This is a genomic window from Parendozoicomonas sp. 209JJ7-1, from assembly GCF_058147085.1.
This window is the reverse complement of sequence record NZ_JBYVJU010000024.1, coordinates 1-14,818: the sequence shown is the minus strand read 5'-3', so window position 1 is coordinate 14,818 and position 14,818 is coordinate 1. Positions and strand designations below refer to the sequence as shown.

Here is a 14,818-nt window from a genome sequence, read left to right as displayed (position 1 = left end):
GGTATGGCCACTTTCTATACGCCAGATGGTGGAGCGATTGTACTGGCCGGGCCATCAGCCAACTCGCCACCGTCCGGCAGTAATGTGGTGCTCGATGTTCCTTCCGGTGATGACATCCTGCGTTACGTCGCAGGCACCGTAGAAGTCAGCGGCTTCCCAGCTGCCCGGGAGCTGCTGGCGGTTTCTTACCTGAAACAGGATATTCCCAACGAGGGCCAGAAGCGCATCGTGCTGGCTAGTGGCACCAGCCAAGCTAACGATGGTGCCTTCAGTATGGATGTAGGTTACTTCGGTGAGCCTGTGCTGGTGATTGCGCTGGATGACTATGGGGAAACATGGAAACCCAACACCAGCTACGCAAAAGATGCGGTGGTGCATCCGGCAGACCCGGATAAGTACAAAGGCTTCGTTTATGTGTGCATCACTGCGGGAATCTCCGGCAACGATGAGCCGAACTGGTGGGTCGATAACGGCAGCAGTAACACCGGCACCAGCGGCACCGCCACCTTCCGGGCCAGACAGTATTACCGGCCTATCTGCCACGGGCCTGTGCAGCCACTCCCTAAACAAGAATCGAAAACCAAGGATTGATAACAATGCCACAGCAGAGCATGCAACAGGAGGTGTGGAACAACGGTTTTCAGCGTGGGCTGATGACAGGCTATGTCGTTAGCCTGATTCTGTATCTGCTGTTCGGTTGAGCCATGACGTATACCCTGCCAGTGGGCGATGCCCTGATCTTTACCTTCACCGGGCGGGCCTACACCCCACCGAAGGGTGCGGCTGCACTGGAGTTGTTTTTCACCACCAGCCAAGACATTGATTATCCCGTTCCTCCAGCACTGACCATGCAAGCATCCAGCAGCTGGGAGCGAGGCAAAGCGCATTCTGTCGAAACTGGTACCTTGTGGCAGGACGGGCAACCCCGGGATGCAGATAACCAGGGACTCTTTCAGCAGGCTGATCTTGTGCCAGATCTTAACCAGGATCTGGTCTGGGACAGTGTGCCGGTGAAGGATGACCGGACGGCCAGCAGCTGGAGTACTCCAACCATGGAGCAGGCAACCACCACCAGCCCTTGGGGCAGTACCCGGGCCATTGACCCGGCTCCCATTCCAGCCTTTTGGCGTAAGGCCTCCCTTCCCGGCGAACGCAACACAGCGGCCCTGTGGGGCCAACCCCCGGCCAAAGACCAAGCCTATGCCGGGCCATGGTTTCGTGTGGATACCACCGGGCCGGAATGGCGCATTAACGATCACCGCAACCCACCGCTCTGGGCTGATCCCCCAACGGGGCTGGCTTTCAGCTTCTCTTCAAGGGAGCAGCAAAGTGGTGTGTATGTGCCGGATAAGGTGCCAGAGCTGTGGTTTCGGTTTGATGGCCGTATTGCTCTGCACCCAGTGCAACCCAAGGATGCGGCTCCTGGTTTTCCATGGGGGCAGTCTCGGAAGATGGACTTACGCTCGGCTTTGCCTTGGGGCGAAGGCCGTTATGAGCGCATCAAGGATAAAAGAAAGCTGGTGGTCTATGGCAGCAAGGTTGAACCACTGCCTTTGGAGCCACCCACTCCGGATGACATGGAGAGTTATCTGCTTATGAACACCATCAATGTTGTGCGCCTGCCTGATAACGAACCTATCGAGCTGTTTGATATTGGCATCGAGCTGGATGCGGATTCGTATACATGGAAGCTGTCTGCCAGTGTTGCAGACAAATCGACCCTCAACCTGCTGGCTCCTGATGCCAACGGCACCAAGGATATAAAAGTCACTATCAATGGCTGGGGCTGGGTCTTCCTAGTTGACCGTTATGACACCGAGCGCTCTTTCAATAATGAGCGTTACACCATCACTGGTGAGAGTCGTACCAAGCTGCTCGGCGCACCTTATGCTCCCCGGCGCAGCAAGACTGAAGCGAACAATATCTCAGCCAAACAGGCAGCGCAGGCTGAACTCACCAACACCGGCTTTACCCTGACATGGGATAGCACCGAGTCATGGAATACACCGGACTGGATTCTCCCGGGCGGCACCTTCTCCTATGTGGATGAGACCCCTATTCAGGTGGTGGCCAGAGTAGCGACAACAGCGGGAGCTATTTTGCTGCCGGAGCCTGATACCGACACCCTGGTTCTGAAGCCTCGTTATCGTATAAGTCCATGGAACTGGCTGGAAGACACAACGCCTATCGACCATGCCATTCCTGAAAGCATGGTGCTGACCATGAGCGTGGAGTGGAGGCCGGAGCCGGAGTACAACGCTGTGTATGTATCGGGCACTTATACAGGTGTGGCTGTTGAGGTGAAACGCACCGGCTCTGCAGGAGATAACCCGGCACCGGATATCGTCGAGGACTGGCTGACGGAAGTGGATGTGAATAAAGAGCGAGGCCGGAATTTACTCTGTGAAGGTGGGCAGCAATCCATCGTCACCATGGATATACCGCTCACCGCCAAGGGGCAACCACCAGGACTGGTGATGCCGAATCGGCTGGTGGAGGTAATGGAAGTTGCCGGGCCTTGGATAGCTGTTTGCCTGTCCACCAGCATTCGGTCAGCTGGCAGTGGCTCGGGGAGAGTTGTGCAGACTATCCAATTGGAGCGCCATTACCAGAAGGAATAAAAAATGCCGGCTGAGATGCCGGCAATGTCCCTTTCACAAGAATTCATGTAATTACCATGGATGCCTTTTAACCCTAGCAGGGAGGTCATGATGTCCAGCGTCAATATCTGGAAGAATTTCACGGAATTATTGCCAAGACCGGCACGGATTATTGGCACCGTGACCAGCCATAACAGCAATGGCACCAGTACGATTACATTACGAAATGGAAGCACCATAACGGCACAGGGGAAGAGTGTTGAGGTGGGGAGGAAAGTGTTGGTAGAGAGAGGAATACTTCATGAAGTCCCAACTCTACCAGACCATGAGGTAGGGGTATGACCTGACATCCAAAAAGGTGGCAGAAAAGTGCCTTTGAGTAACAGACTGAGGCAGAAGGACACGGACTTTTACTCTCAAGCCTGACAGAGCTAACCAACTAATTTATATAACATTAATCCGCATGAAAACGTCAGCGTCTGCCTAACCCTGCATCGCGAAAAATGGGCTATTTAGGGCAGAGTACGGGTTCAATTCCCGCCGTGGTTCAGGCAAACAAGGGTCATAGAACCTGACATATTTTCATAAAGCCTCACATAAGGCTCATGGATACAGTAGAAGGGCTAAAAGGGTGAGATATTCAAAGCGTTACGGATATTAGGACGGGGGTTCAAATCCCCCCGCCTCCACCAACTCAAAAGGCTTGATTCAGATAGACTCAAGTCAATTCAGATCGAAATAAGCCTCGGATTCCGGGGCTTATTTTTGTGCTTACCGCATTTATTAAGAGTCTATCTGCGTCTATTTTAACTGAACGAATCACGTTCGTAGAACGTGGACTTGCTTGTTATCTATAATTGTGAACTCCAACCTATATTATAGGTGTCGTATATGCGTGTATGTCTTATGGCTGTGTGTGGGCTTGTTGCCCTCAGAGCCTGGTCAGGCGAGGTTTCCGTCACCGTTGATCTACCCCTGAAAACCAGCCTGGGGACTGTTCAGAATCTCCACCAGTTCAGGATTGTAGAAACACCCTCTTTCCCCTCCCTTTCCCATTCTCCATCCAGCAACACTGAAGCTGTTGAAGATGCAGTATTCCTGGCGACCAACACCGCCATAGACCCCCGGCCAGTTACATACAAGGTGCAGCTGCAGGAGGGGCGGCAGTATCAGATTCATCTGAGGACAACAGGGGAAAACAAAACCTGGTGGCATACCAGACCCTTTACCTATATGCCTGACCGCAACCTCAATCCCAATCAGGATCAGGATCAGGACCGGGACACTATTTCGGTGTCTGGCGGCAGCACACCCGTTTTTCTTTCTGTAGGTGGTCAACCCGCAGGTGGCTTTTACGATTCTAATGGCTGGGTCGGTGCCAGTTTCTCCTGTGGCGGTGCTGCTCTTATTGGTGGAGCATGGGGCTGCTCTATCTGGCCCGGAAGCGGGGGGATTTTACAATATGCAAGCGGAACCGTCGGCATGACTGTTGGTGGAACTCATGGCTCCGGGGCCATTGATCTGCCGTCTATATGCGGCACAATTCACAACAAAAAAGACAACAAAGATCTGAGATTTGCCATGTATTATTTTGCAGTCGTGCTTTACTCACACGCTGATTTGTATAGCATAGATACAAAGGCCAGTGTAGGTTCTGCGGATATGGGAGGGATAGCTGTAGGCGGGGGATCTTCGTGGGGTAATATGGACAAATATACGGCCTGCGATAAACTGAATACCAACTGAAAACAAAAAAACAAACCGAACAAAATGGGGCAGGCATATTTTAAAAATTACCTGCCCCCATTTTGCGTTACCCTCAGTTATCTGAAGAGTCCAGAACAGGGGTGTCCTCGCTGGAAGAGAATGAGCTTGGCAATGTGCATGCGTCATTCCCCCCAAATATCCAAGCCGCCGTCGTGACTGGGCCGGATTGATATTTCAGCGCGTTAGGATAGCGGTACTGCTCTTCAGCAAGAGGGAAAGAAAGGTTTAACTCACCCACCTCACTGGTCGCTTCAGAACCGTTGATTACCCCCATATGAATACTTTTCGCCCCCTTGTTGACGGTAAAAGAGAAGCAGCGATTCCCCCATGCGAAAATAGCGGCCCATGCGGTACCCACTGCGACCGGATCATCGGGATTTACACAAAACAGTCTTTCTGGTTTGCAGTCATATGGAGGAGGACAACCTGCAATGCAAATGTTCGACGGGCAGTCATTGCGTATGTCTCCTGATATGCACAGATCATGGGATCCTCTCTGAGTTGGGATATATACATTGCTTCTAACCGGGGCGCTACCTTCGCTATATCTGAGGGGAATAAGGCCGTTGGTACACATACACTGACTACAGGCTCCCTTTGAACACTCTGTACATCCTGTATTATTGCTACATGTCAGGCAGGCGGTTTCAGGTGAGGTGGGGCTGCTGTTATTGCAGAATTGCAGGGTTTCACATCCTTTACATGAGAATATCCACTTATCTTTTGACGCCTGCTCTTTGGTAAGGTTCCAGCAGTCACCACAAAGCTTGTTTTTATCCGCACAGTAGTAGCAGTCCTGACAACTACTGAATGTACCCTTCTGGGGAGAGGACTCACCGCATTTAGGATTACCCTGTGATGTCTGAGTGATGAGCAGACAGGTAAGGGCAGACATAATGGAGAATAGCCAGATTCTTGACCGGGCTATTCTTAACCGGGCTATGGCCACGGGCAGATATGTTTTCTTCATTGGAAACCCTGCTATGAAAATTAGATTGCACGTCAGGTGTTTGGTGATATTCCCTCAGAGTTCTCCGTTTTAATCCACAGTTGCCCCTGGAGAGTCCAGAACAGGGGTGTCCTCGCTGGAATGGGGTGAGCTTGGCAGTGTGCATGCGTCATTCCCTCCATACCCGGTAGCCACCGTCGTCACTGGGCCAGATTGATACTTCAGGGCGTTGGGGTAGCGGTACTGCTCTTCAGCAAGAGGGAAAGAAAGGTTCATCTCACCCACCTCACTGGTCGCTTCAGAACCGTTGATCACCCCCATATGAATACTTTTCGCCCCCTTGTTGACGGTAAAAGAGAAGCAGCGATTTCCCCACGCGAAAATAGCTGCCCATTCGGTACCCGCTGCGACCGGATCATCGGGATTTACACAAAACTGTCTTTCTGGTTTGTAGTCACCGCGGTTAATACTGCTTATAACCTCTGATACGCACAGACTATGGGATCCTCTCTTAGTTGGGATATATACATGGCTGTAAACCGGGGCTCCATTTGCACTAAACCTGAGGGGAATAAGGCCATTGGTACACATACACTGACTACAGGTTCCCTGTGAACAGTTTGTACATCCTGTATTATTGCCACATGTCAGGCAGGCGATTTCATATGAGGCGGGGCTGCTGTTATTGCAGAACTGCAGGGTTTCACATCCTTTGCATGAGTTTATCCAATGATCTTTTGGCGCTTTCGCCCTGGTGAGATTCCAGCAGTCACTACAAAGCTTGTTTTTATCCGTACAGGAGTAGCAGTCCTGACACTCATTGAATGTACCTTTCTGGGGAGAGGAATCACCGCATTTAGGATTACCCTGTGATGCCTGAGTGATGAGCAGGCAGGTAAGGGCAGACATAATGGAGAATAGCCAGATTCTTGATCGGGCTATTCTTAACCGGGCTATTCTTGACCGGACTATGACCACGGGCAGATATGTTTTCTTCATTGGGAACCCTGCTATGAAAAAAACTGCTATGAAAAAAGAGTGCTGCAGTTATAGTCCGGGATGAATTAGATTGCACGTCAGGTGTTTGGTGATATTCCCTCAGAGTTCTCCGCTTTTATCCACAGTTACCCTTAGAGAGTCCAAAACAGAGGTGTCCTCGGCAGAATGATTTGAGTGGGGCACTTTGCATGCATCATCCTCATTACCCCAGGAAGCCACCGTCGTCACTGGGCCAGATTGATATTTCAGGGCGTTGGGATAAAGGTACTGCTCTTCAGCAAAAGGGTAAGAAAGGTTAAACTCACCCACTTCACTTGTCCCTTCAGAACCGTTTAGCACCCCCATATAAATACTTTTAGCCCCCTTGTTGACGGTAAAAGAGAAGCAGCGATTTCCCCACGCGAAAATAGCGGCCCACTGGGTACCCGCGCCGATCGGATTGTCAGGATTGACACAAAACTGTCTTTCTGATTTGCAGTCAGAATACGAGCATAAATGGCTTACATCCTTTGATATACACAGTTGATGGAATCTTTTGTGGCTTGGGATATATACATTGCTTCTAACCGGGGCATTACCTCCGCTATACCTGAGGGGAATAAGACCGTTCGTACACATACACTGATTGCAGGTTTCCTGTGTACAGTCTGTACATCCTGTATTATTGCCACATGTCATGCAGGCGGTTTCAGAGGAGGCGGAGCTGCTGTTATTGCAGAACTGCAGGGCTTCACATCCTTCACAAGAGAATATCCACTTATATTTTGGCACTTTCGCCCTGGTGAGATTCCAGCAGTCACTACAAAGCTTGTCTTTATCCGCACAGGCGTAGCAGTCCTGACACCCATTGAATGTACCTTTCCGGGGGGATGACTCGTTGCATGTAGAGTAACCCAGTGACGTATGACTGATAAGCAGGCAGGCAAGGGCAGACACAATAGAGAATAGCCATATTTTTAACCGGGCTATTCTTGACCGGGCTATGGACACGGGCAGATATGCTTTCTTCATTTGGAAACCCTGCGATGAAAAAACTGCTATGAAAACATGCTATGAAAAGAGGGTTCTGCAGTTATAGTCTGGAACTGGTCAGGTTGCACGTCATGTGTTTGTCAATGACGTGCTGCAGAAAAACTGAACATGGCCAGTGTTCTGCCGGTAATCCTTAAAAGGTCAGCCTCATTGCTTCAGCCGCCTCTGAAAAAGAATAAACCACCTCGCAGCAAGCTGCGAGGAATGAAGATTCACTGATAAAGTTATGGGTGTTTGTAGGCTTCTTGCAGCATAGCAACCGATTGATAAATATTACTTCCAATAAGACCTCCGGTATATTCTGCTCCCTTACGCATACATTCCAGAAGTTTTTCCCATTGCATTACATCGAATTGAATGGAAACAAGAAGATTGAACAGCTTCTCTCGATTTTCGCTTGGTGATTGATAGACACTCGGAATATCTGCCACATCTTCAAAATTAACAAACTGCGCAGCCAAAAGCTGGTATTTCAAATTACGCAGGGCTGTTTCGTTACCAAAAGGGCGCAGGAAATCAGGATTTGCCATACATTGCCCCAGTGCTTTCCTGGCTTTTTCCTGAGGTCTCATATCTTTTGTCTGTTTCCGGGAAGCCTGTCGGACGGGAACAGCCTGCCCGGATACAACGGGTACTGCAACAATCGGGTCTAGAATATTTTCCTGTTCTAATTCCAGGGCAGGTCCTGCTATCGCCATACGCAGGTTGTTATTGGCTTTTGTTTCCTGTTTTGTTCCTGTATCTGTACGCGCTGGGTTATATATATAATTTACAATGAATCTCCTGAAATGAGCACGAGCTTCAGTTTCATCTTTTATTTCCAGCCCGGGCAGTTTTTCCGGTGTCATTCTTTTCAATAGAAACATGGCTAATACTGCTGTTTCTCTGGTCAGAAAAAACTCCTCTGGGGTTAATAGCAGCCGGTTAATCGTTAATTTCTGGTTATAGCTTTTTAAATCCCTGGGCAATCCAGCCTGCTGAAACATATCCTGTCCACTCTTAACCTGGGGCAGGTCTTCCCCAAAAGATTCCACAAGAAGTGCATGTAAACCGGTAATAAGTTGTTCAGGGTCCGTTTTAAATTCTCCAGTTACAGGCTCTGACATAGCCTCCAGCTTTCTGGCTACTTCAACACAGCCTGTAAATATCTGCTTATTTGTTAAGAGGTGATATTCAGGTTCAATCTGTTCCGGCGATGGGGCAAGGTTCACCCTTGTTTTTAGCTGCACCAGCTTTGTATGAAATTTCTGCAGTTCACTATCGGTGGCATTTTTCGTTTGCTCAATCAGACAGTCCAGGAGAAATGATGCCCTGTAGACTTCGTCCAGATCTTGATACGCCCAGGCCAGATATTTCATCAGCCCGCTCAGTGGGTCTTTCTGATAGTTGCTGCAGGTGTACATCAGAAATACAGGAATACACGCCGGCTCTTCACATAACAGGGAATACAGCCAGCACAGGTTGAAACTCTTTCCCACTTCTTTATTCAACATGACTTTCAAACCAGTAAGAATTTCCTGACCTTTCCCTCGAATAATGGAAGTATCAGTACCGATCTGCAGAGCTTCTACATTGAAGGCCAGAGGAGCACCAACAGTAGTTGCTGGTACCCCTTTGGAAGAGGGCAATTTGACTGAAAGAGCTGTTCTATCTGTATGAAACGGGGCCACTGTTCGCCTCTGGCCAGTTAATCCGACAGTCGGTTGCGGATTTTGTCTTTGCACGTTTGCAGGAACTGCTGCAGGAAAAGCTGCAGCTTCATTCGCCCGCTGGGGTGCTCCGGTTCTTTGATAAGGCGCGGCCATAATTACATCCTGTCTCATTTATGAAATTAACCTGGATATAATGACCATGGGCGACAGTAAAGATTGCAGAGCAGTCAGCCCAGATAACCCGTTTGTTAACAAAAGCCAGGCACGCAGCCCTGAAGGTGCGGCTTTTCCCCGGTTTTTTCTGACGTTAATGGGCGCAGCACTTCTTTCCCATAAAACTTGTATAGGCCGATATGCAGCACATTTTCCGGCATATCGAGGTATTGTCCTGGCCACCGCACAGTTCGTTTCTGCACCTGTCTATTCGATCCTGCTGATCGCAGTCGCTCTTAACAACGCTCTTAAAAGGATTAGACGTCTCTGGCCGAATACTTTCTAAACCCTCCAGACCCTCCAAAGACTTGTGGGAGCATTGCTCCTTGCACAAAAGAATACACACCTCCCCCAGATTCATACATCCTGGCAGGCATCTTTCCATACAATACTTATCGACTCCGCTGAGGTATTCAGGGACGTCATTATCTTCCTGAGCCAGGGAAAAACCACACAGGGAGATAAGTAAACAGAAGAAGGGGACAGACGTTCTCATAACCGAATCACAACATAAGAAATGGACTTCTCAAGATAGACGATATTCCGTCACCGTCGATCTGCCTGTGAAAACCAGCCAAATAGAGCCAGGTACATTTAGAAAAGGGACATGTTATATATTTTGCATTATACGTCGATGGTCAGTGGATGAGTTGTAACCATGGGAGATTCTCGCAATACGCTATGAGCAAGTATCTTCCTGCCTCGTTGAAGAGATGATATCAAGCTCCGGGAATCTCTCTTTTAACATTCTCCAGCCAAAATCTGCTGACCTCACTGCTGCCCTTCTTTCTTTGGCAATATCCTCTGTTGTGGGAGAAGGTGGCCTGAAGGGGACATTGAGATCACGGTCTACATGGACCCTGAAGTTTTCCTGAAGAGCCCCTTTGCAGGTGTTTTTCACACACAATTCGTCATAACAGCCAGTCATAAAAACATCGGTTACATTATTTTCTCTCAAATATGTTGACAGTTTTCCGTGAATGAGTTCCTTCAGGTTTTCATAGTTTTTCACAACAGAAGGTTCCTTGAAGGCGTCACCTCGCACTTTCAAAAAGCACCTGTAAAAGACATTTTTTTTAAGTTGAACCAACAGTTCAGGAAGAGTCTCATGGTAGGGGTTGGCTGACTTTTCACCAAAGTTAAAACTAATATCAACATACAGAACGTCTTTTTTATCAGCAAAGTGACTCAGGAGCAGCTCTTGAGCGTCAAGCATGGGCCTCCCCCAATCCCCTCTAAGGTTATCGATTTGTCCCACTTCCATATCTATAACCAGGATGGCCACTCTTTTCCCTTCCAATAAAAGCTTTTCTATAGCGTCAATAGATTGCGGGAGACCCGCAATTATCGGTGAAGAGAAAAAAAGTAAAGTTGCTGAAAGGCAGAGAATCAGTTTCATCATCCTCATGGCAAACTCCCTGAATAGAGCCAGATGCGATACATTTTCCATAGAAAAAATGTACCTGACCCCATTTTAACCAGAGAAGTCAGCCAGCATTATCGTTAGCATCTGTCGTGCGGGTGCATGCAGGATGATACAGGGTTTCTGCAATAGTCCTGGCCGTAATAATTGGCTCTGTCATAATTCGAACCACACTGATCAGATTCAGCTGCGCCCACGGCTTCGCATGTGTTCGAGGCTCCGTCTTCTGAACTGCCACTTCGACACTGAACCCATAAATCCTTGTTCCAGCCCGGCGAGCTACAGCAGTAATAGTTCACCGTGTTATTCTGGCACCAGAAGCAACTGTCAGAAGCGGACGCCATGCAAGACAGAACTGTTCCTGCAAGGGGGTAAAGGAATGATCGTGCTTTCATAATACCTATACCTTTTCAATGTCATCTGGTTCAATGTCATCTGGATGAAGAGAACTCATACGAACTTTGAACTTCAATTCTTTTTTCTTTCTCTTTCTCAGTCAATCTCCCTTTTAACCGCATTATCCGCAATAGAAATCATCCATTCCTCCGGAATCTCTTTTGCATCTCAGGTTATCGCAGCAATCACTGTCGTGCGCGCAGGGAAGGCCGCTGCCGTTGCAGTTCATAGCGTCCAGCTCAAACTCTTCGTAGCCTGCGGGTACATGGGAGATTTCATACTGAAACGCTGTGGCCTGCCCTGTGAACAGCGCAATGCCCAGATATGTGAAAGCGGCCAGTGTCGTGAGTCTTGGGCGCATGTCTGGATACCTCTTTGAATGAATAAAAATTTGAATGGACAAAAAAGCCTGCATCATGAAAACGAGCCATTGTTCGCATGGGTGAATATAGAATCTATTGTCAGTTTCACCACTAAGCCTGTTCACAATCTTATCGCGGGCCGCAAATGCCGGATAAAAGAGGGCAGGTAAGGCGGATTTCTGAAAGGGATCGTTGTTATTGCTTCGGAGAATATTGCTTTGGAGAAAGAAATCAGTTAAGTGTACCAAATGTACCTTTTATTTCTGTAAAATCTGGCAAGCCTGCATGGAAACAGACTACACACCATGACCAACACATCTCTGGACACCACCTTTCTTTCCCGCTGCATCGCCACCCTTGAGAAAGCCCACACCATGCTCCTGGCCAGCGAACCTGGCAGTATTGAGTACGATATGTACCGTTCAGCCTGTGTAAAGGAATTCGAGATTATTCTGGAGCAGGCCGGAAAAATGCTCCGTAAGTGCCTGAAGGACTTTTCACACAGTCCAAAAGCCATAGACAGGCTGGTATTCAAAGATGTATTCCGTCAGGGGGCGCAGCACGACCTTCTCTCCCTGGAGCAGACGGAACGCTGGCTGGAATACCGGGATAACCGCAATAACGCAGCCCATGACTACGGGAAAAAATTCGCCGAAAAAACCCTGAAGCTTATCCCTTCCTTTATTAAAGATGCCAGCAGCCTGGAAAACAGCATCAAGACTCACGGTAATGATAATGATTGACCTGCGAGAAAAAGACCGGCGTGCTATTTGTGCCATTGCGGAGCAGGTTTTTCCGGAAGGCACAGAAATCTGGGCTTATGGCAGCCGGGTAAAAGGCACTAACCATGATACCAGCGACCTTGATCTCGCGGTCCGGTTCCCGGAACATCAGGACCATCATGAAGGGTTTAACCAGCTGGCTGAATTTCTGGAAGCTTTACGGGATTCCAACATTCCCATTATTGTACAGGCACTGGCCTGGCATGGGATTCCTGAAAGTTTTCAGGAGAATATCCTGAAACAACATGAGGTTTTGTTTTAGTTAAATGTACCTGCCCCCTATTATCAACCGATACTTCTGAGAGACAGTAACTTCTGATACTGCTGTTGATGGAGGCCTCTGTTCAGCCGGTCCCCCTGATAATACAAAGTACCCAATAAAAAAAATGCCTCGTCAGCAAAATCTGTGGGTTAAAAAAATAAAAAAAATAAAGGACACCACCAAAAATAAAGCAAAAATAAGAAAAATAAAGGACACCCAATGACTGGACAGCTTCAGCCGTTGGTCTACTTTTTCTCCCTCGCCCATTTTAAGCAGGAGAAACCATGACCAGTCCACGCAAAACCCTGATCGACCTGGACAGCACGCCCTACTACCACTGTATGGCACGTTGTGTTCGGCGGGCGTTTTTGTGTGGAGAGGATCACCTGACAGGCAAAAACTACGAGCACCGCAAACCGTGGGTGGTTGATCGGTTGCAGGAGCTGGCTTCTATTTTTGCGGTTGAGGTTTGTGCCTATGCCGTGATGTCCAATCATTACCATGTGGTTTTGCATGTGGATGCTGATGCGGGTGAAAGCTGGAGTGACCGGGACGTTCTGCGGCGTTGGACGCAGATTTTTGATGGCCCGCTTCTGGTGCAGAGGTTTTTAGCGGGCAACCTGATGGGGGAGGCAGAACAAAAACGAGTAATGGCGTTTGCCGATGTCTATCGGCAGCGTCTTTTGGATATCAGCTGGTTCATGCGTTGTTTAAATGAGCATCTTGCCCGCAAGGCTAATGAAGAAGATCAATGCAAAGGGCGGTTCTGGGAAGGTCGTTTCAAAAGCCAGGCTCTGCTGGATGATACGGCAGTGTTGTCGTGTATGGCTTATGTGGATTTAAATCCCGTGCGGGCAGGGATCGCCAGCTTGCCGGAGACATCGGATTTTACTTCTATTCAGGAGCGTATCGAGCAATGGAAGCAAGCGGGTATGCAGCAGAAGTGGCTGAAACCCATGAGAAAGGATAAACAAGACACTGAAGGCTCCATTCCTTTTGCCCTGGCAGATTATTTTGCGTTAGTGGACTGGACAGGTCGAGCTGTGCGGGACGACAAACGGGGAGCTATTGCATCTCAGCTTCCACCCATTCTTAACCGGCTGGGCATAAACCCGAAAGAATGGCTGAAGACCATGCAGCCCCATGGAAACCGTTTCGTGCGGGGAATTGGTAGAAAAGAGAAATTACAGGCTTATGCCGAAAAAGTGGGTAAGCGTTGGTTGCATGGTTTGGGGGCGAGCCAGTGTTTGTTTTCTCGATAAATGAGGGGGGTTTTGGATGGGACTAATCAATGGGTGTCCTTTTTTTGTTTTTTGTTTTTGTTTTTCTTTCCAACTGGTCTATGTTGTTTAGATGATCAATTTAGTGGCAATTAAAACGGCGGTATTACTATTGATACATGCAAAAGGATTTGCATATGGCCCTGAGAAAATATCTTCACGTTCCTTTCATCCTGTTAGCATTATTTTGTGAGTATGCCGTTGCTGTTGATTTCCAGGACATTCAACTCTGGTCACCTGATGAAAAATACAGGCGCGGCACTGTTGTTGCTCATGGCAACGACCTTTATATCAGCATCCTTCCCAAAAAGGGGATTCTCCCTGACCAAAGCCGAATAGTCTGGAGAAAGATTCGATATAACAGGCATCCCCCCTTACAGCCCTACAGATTCTATTTCCTTGGCGCAGTGGTTTCCCATGAAGGGAAATACTACATCTCGAGAAAAATGAATATTCCCAGAAACACAAACGCACTGGCAAACACAAAACGATGGTTTGAGTTTACCCATCCAGCCATAGGCTTCCAATTACCCGATTACGATGAAAACTCTGAAGAGATGAAAACCCTGATAGGGGTTGATGCCAATGCAAATGGCATACGTGATGACTACGAAACAAACATCATCATGAGTAACCTGCCTGTCCAGGTGAAAACAGCAGCACTCTCCGCGGGCGCGATTTACGGCACCCTGATAACCATAGTTTCCGCCACCGAAACACCTGATACAAATGAAGCTAATACTATTTTACAAAAAATGGTACAAGCGAAGCTTTGCCAGCGGCACTTCGCGAAGTCCAGCGGAGGATCATGGACGGACTCAGCATACTTCAACACACTTGATCGTGTTGATGCGAAATACAAACTCCAGAGCATGCTGGCCAGCCTGATTGATCAGGATTCTTTCACCGTTCCATCAGGCGATCCCTGCCAATACTGATACGAGCAACACAAGGACTTCAGCCATGTTAAAAATAAGCCTCGTCAGCAAAATCTGTGGGTCATTTCTGGTTCAGGCAGTTTCCCAAGTGCGTGATATAAAGCGATTTCCGCACATCTGTAGGTTCTGAAACCGTATGATTTTCTCGTAGTGAGTTTTATCC

General features: G+C 48.5%; 14 protein-coding genes. 8 read left to right on the top strand and 6 right to left on the bottom strand.

Annotated features, from left to right (window positions below; genetic code table 11):
- Positions 1 to 3 precede the first annotated feature (3 nt).
- The 3 genes from ACY2RQ_RS18230 (at position 4) to ACY2RQ_RS18220 (ending at position 4,346) form a co-directional block, all read left to right on the top strand.
- A complete protein-coding gene (locus ACY2RQ_RS18230) occupies positions 4 to 591 on the top strand; it encodes a hypothetical protein (protein WP_490114433.1) in 588 nt (195 codons plus the stop codon).
- A 113-nt stretch (positions 592 to 704) separates the two neighbouring features.
- Entirely contained in the window at positions 705 to 2,621 is a 1,917-nt protein-coding gene (locus ACY2RQ_RS18225) for a hypothetical protein (protein ID WP_490114432.1), read from the top strand.
- An 870-nt stretch (positions 2,622 to 3,491) separates the two neighbouring features.
- A complete protein-coding gene (locus tag ACY2RQ_RS18220) occupies positions 3,492 to 4,346 on the top strand; it encodes a hypothetical protein (protein ID WP_490114431.1) in 855 nt (284 codons plus the stop codon).
- Between the two features lie 73 nt (positions 4,347 to 4,419).
- On the opposite strand, the gene ACY2RQ_RS18215 is transcribed toward ACY2RQ_RS18220, so the two are convergent.
- The 4 genes from ACY2RQ_RS18215 to ACY2RQ_RS18200 all read right to left on the bottom strand — a co-directional run bounded on the left by ACY2RQ_RS18215 (position 4,420) and on the right by ACY2RQ_RS18200 (position 8,705).
- On the bottom strand, positions 4,420 to 4,725 hold the full coding sequence (locus ACY2RQ_RS18215) for a hypothetical protein (protein WP_490114430.1): 306 nt from the start codon (positions 4,723 to 4,725) through the stop codon (positions 4,420 to 4,422).
- 681 nt (positions 4,726 to 5,406) lie between these two features.
- Complete coding sequence (locus ACY2RQ_RS18210) at positions 5,407 to 5,907, bottom strand: hypothetical protein (RefSeq protein ID WP_490114429.1); 501 nt, start codon at positions 5,905 to 5,907, stop codon at positions 5,407 to 5,409.
- A 507-nt stretch (positions 5,908 to 6,414) separates the two neighbouring features.
- The gene (locus ACY2RQ_RS18205; protein ID WP_490114428.1) at positions 6,415 to 6,624 is read right to left on the bottom strand and encodes a hypothetical protein; all 210 of its coding nucleotides are present in this window, start codon (positions 6,622 to 6,624) and stop codon (positions 6,415 to 6,417) included.
- A 947-nt stretch (positions 6,625 to 7,571) separates the two neighbouring features.
- On the bottom strand, positions 7,572 to 8,705 hold the full coding sequence (locus tag ACY2RQ_RS18200; RefSeq protein WP_490114427.1) for a hypothetical protein: 1,134 nt from the start codon (positions 8,703 to 8,705) through the stop codon (positions 7,572 to 7,574).
- A gap of 493 nt (positions 8,706 to 9,198) precedes the next feature.
- Between ACY2RQ_RS18200 and ACY2RQ_RS18195 the strand changes: the two genes are divergently transcribed.
- A complete protein-coding gene (locus ACY2RQ_RS18195; protein ID WP_490114426.1) occupies positions 9,199 to 9,498 on the top strand; it encodes a hypothetical protein in 300 nt (99 codons plus the stop codon).
- A 393-nt stretch (positions 9,499 to 9,891) separates the two neighbouring features.
- Here ACY2RQ_RS18195 and ACY2RQ_RS18190 read toward each other — a convergent pair whose 3' ends face one another.
- Together ACY2RQ_RS18190 and ACY2RQ_RS18185 are read right to left on the bottom strand one after the other, a co-directional pair.
- Positions 9,892 to 10,662, bottom strand: a complete 771-nt coding sequence (locus ACY2RQ_RS18190) for an isochorismatase family protein (protein ID WP_490114425.1) — start codon at positions 10,660 to 10,662, stop codon at positions 9,892 to 9,894.
- Between the two features lie 490 nt (positions 10,663 to 11,152).
- A complete protein-coding gene (locus ACY2RQ_RS18185; RefSeq protein ID WP_490114424.1) occupies positions 11,153 to 11,392 on the bottom strand; it encodes a hypothetical protein in 240 nt (79 codons plus the stop codon).
- A 306-nt stretch (positions 11,393 to 11,698) separates the two neighbouring features.
- Here ACY2RQ_RS18185 and ACY2RQ_RS18180 point away from each other — a divergent pair, with 306 nt between their 5' ends.
- The 4 genes from ACY2RQ_RS18180 to ACY2RQ_RS18165 all read left to right on the top strand — a co-directional run bounded on the left by ACY2RQ_RS18180 (position 11,699) and on the right by ACY2RQ_RS18165 (position 14,655).
- Complete coding sequence (locus tag ACY2RQ_RS18180) at positions 11,699 to 12,136, top strand: nucleotidyltransferase substrate binding protein (RefSeq protein ID WP_490114423.1); 438 nt, start codon at positions 11,699 to 11,701, stop codon at positions 12,134 to 12,136.
- On the top strand, positions 12,129 to 12,437 hold the full coding sequence (locus ACY2RQ_RS18175; RefSeq protein ID WP_490114422.1) for a nucleotidyltransferase family protein: 309 nt from the start codon (positions 12,129 to 12,131) through the stop codon (positions 12,435 to 12,437). Before ACY2RQ_RS18180 ends, ACY2RQ_RS18175 begins: the two co-directional genes overlap by 8 nt.
- Before the next feature lie 284 nt (positions 12,438 to 12,721).
- Positions 12,722 to 13,699, top strand: coding sequence for a transposase (locus ACY2RQ_RS18170; RefSeq protein ID WP_490114421.1), 978 nt, complete (start codon positions 12,722 to 12,724; stop codon positions 13,697 to 13,699).
- Positions 13,700 to 13,854: 155 nt separating this feature from the next.
- Positions 13,855 to 14,655: a hypothetical protein gene (locus ACY2RQ_RS18165; RefSeq protein ID WP_490114420.1), complete on the top strand. Its 801-nt coding sequence runs from the start codon at positions 13,855 to 13,857 to the stop codon at positions 14,653 to 14,655.
- The last annotated feature ends 163 nt before the right edge of the window (positions 14,656 to 14,818 follow it).

Bases quoted from the DNA above. Each gene is read 5' to 3' on its own strand.
- ACY2RQ_RS18185 (WP_490114424.1), bottom strand. From the start codon at position 11,392: ATGCGCCCAAGACTCACGACACTGGCCGCTTTCACATATCTGGGCATT.
- ACY2RQ_RS18230 (WP_490114433.1), top strand. From the start codon at position 4: ATGGCCACTTTCTATACGCCAGATGGTGGAGCGATTGTACTGGCCGGG.
- ACY2RQ_RS18195 (WP_490114426.1), top strand. From the start codon at position 9,199: ATGGGCGACAGTAAAGATTGCAGAGCAGTCAGCCCAGATAACCCGTTT.
- ACY2RQ_RS18180 (WP_490114423.1), top strand. From the start codon at position 11,699: ATGACCAACACATCTCTGGACACCACCTTTCTTTCCCGCTGCATCGCC.
- ACY2RQ_RS18175 (WP_490114422.1), top strand. From the start codon at position 12,129: ATGATTGACCTGCGAGAAAAAGACCGGCGTGCTATTTGTGCCATTGCG.
- ACY2RQ_RS18210 (WP_490114429.1), bottom strand. From the start codon at position 5,907: ATGTGTACCAATGGCCTTATTCCCCTCAGGTTTAGTGCAAATGGAGCC.
- ACY2RQ_RS18220 (WP_490114431.1), top strand. From the start codon at position 3,492: ATGCGTGTATGTCTTATGGCTGTGTGTGGGCTTGTTGCCCTCAGAGCC.
- ACY2RQ_RS18200 (WP_490114427.1), bottom strand. From the start codon at position 8,705: ATGAAATATCTGGCCTGGGCGTATCAAGATCTGGACGAAGTCTACAGG.
- ACY2RQ_RS18190 (WP_490114425.1), bottom strand. From the start codon at position 10,662: ATGGAAAATGTATCGCATCTGGCTCTATTCAGGGAGTTTGCCATGAGG.
- ACY2RQ_RS18165 (WP_490114420.1), top strand. From the start codon at position 13,855: ATGGCCCTGAGAAAATATCTTCACGTTCCTTTCATCCTGTTAGCATTA.
- ACY2RQ_RS18170 (WP_490114421.1), top strand. From the start codon at position 12,722: ATGACCAGTCCACGCAAAACCCTGATCGACCTGGACAGCACGCCCTAC.
- ACY2RQ_RS18225 (WP_490114432.1), top strand. From the start codon at position 705: ATGACGTATACCCTGCCAGTGGGCGATGCCCTGATCTTTACCTTCACC.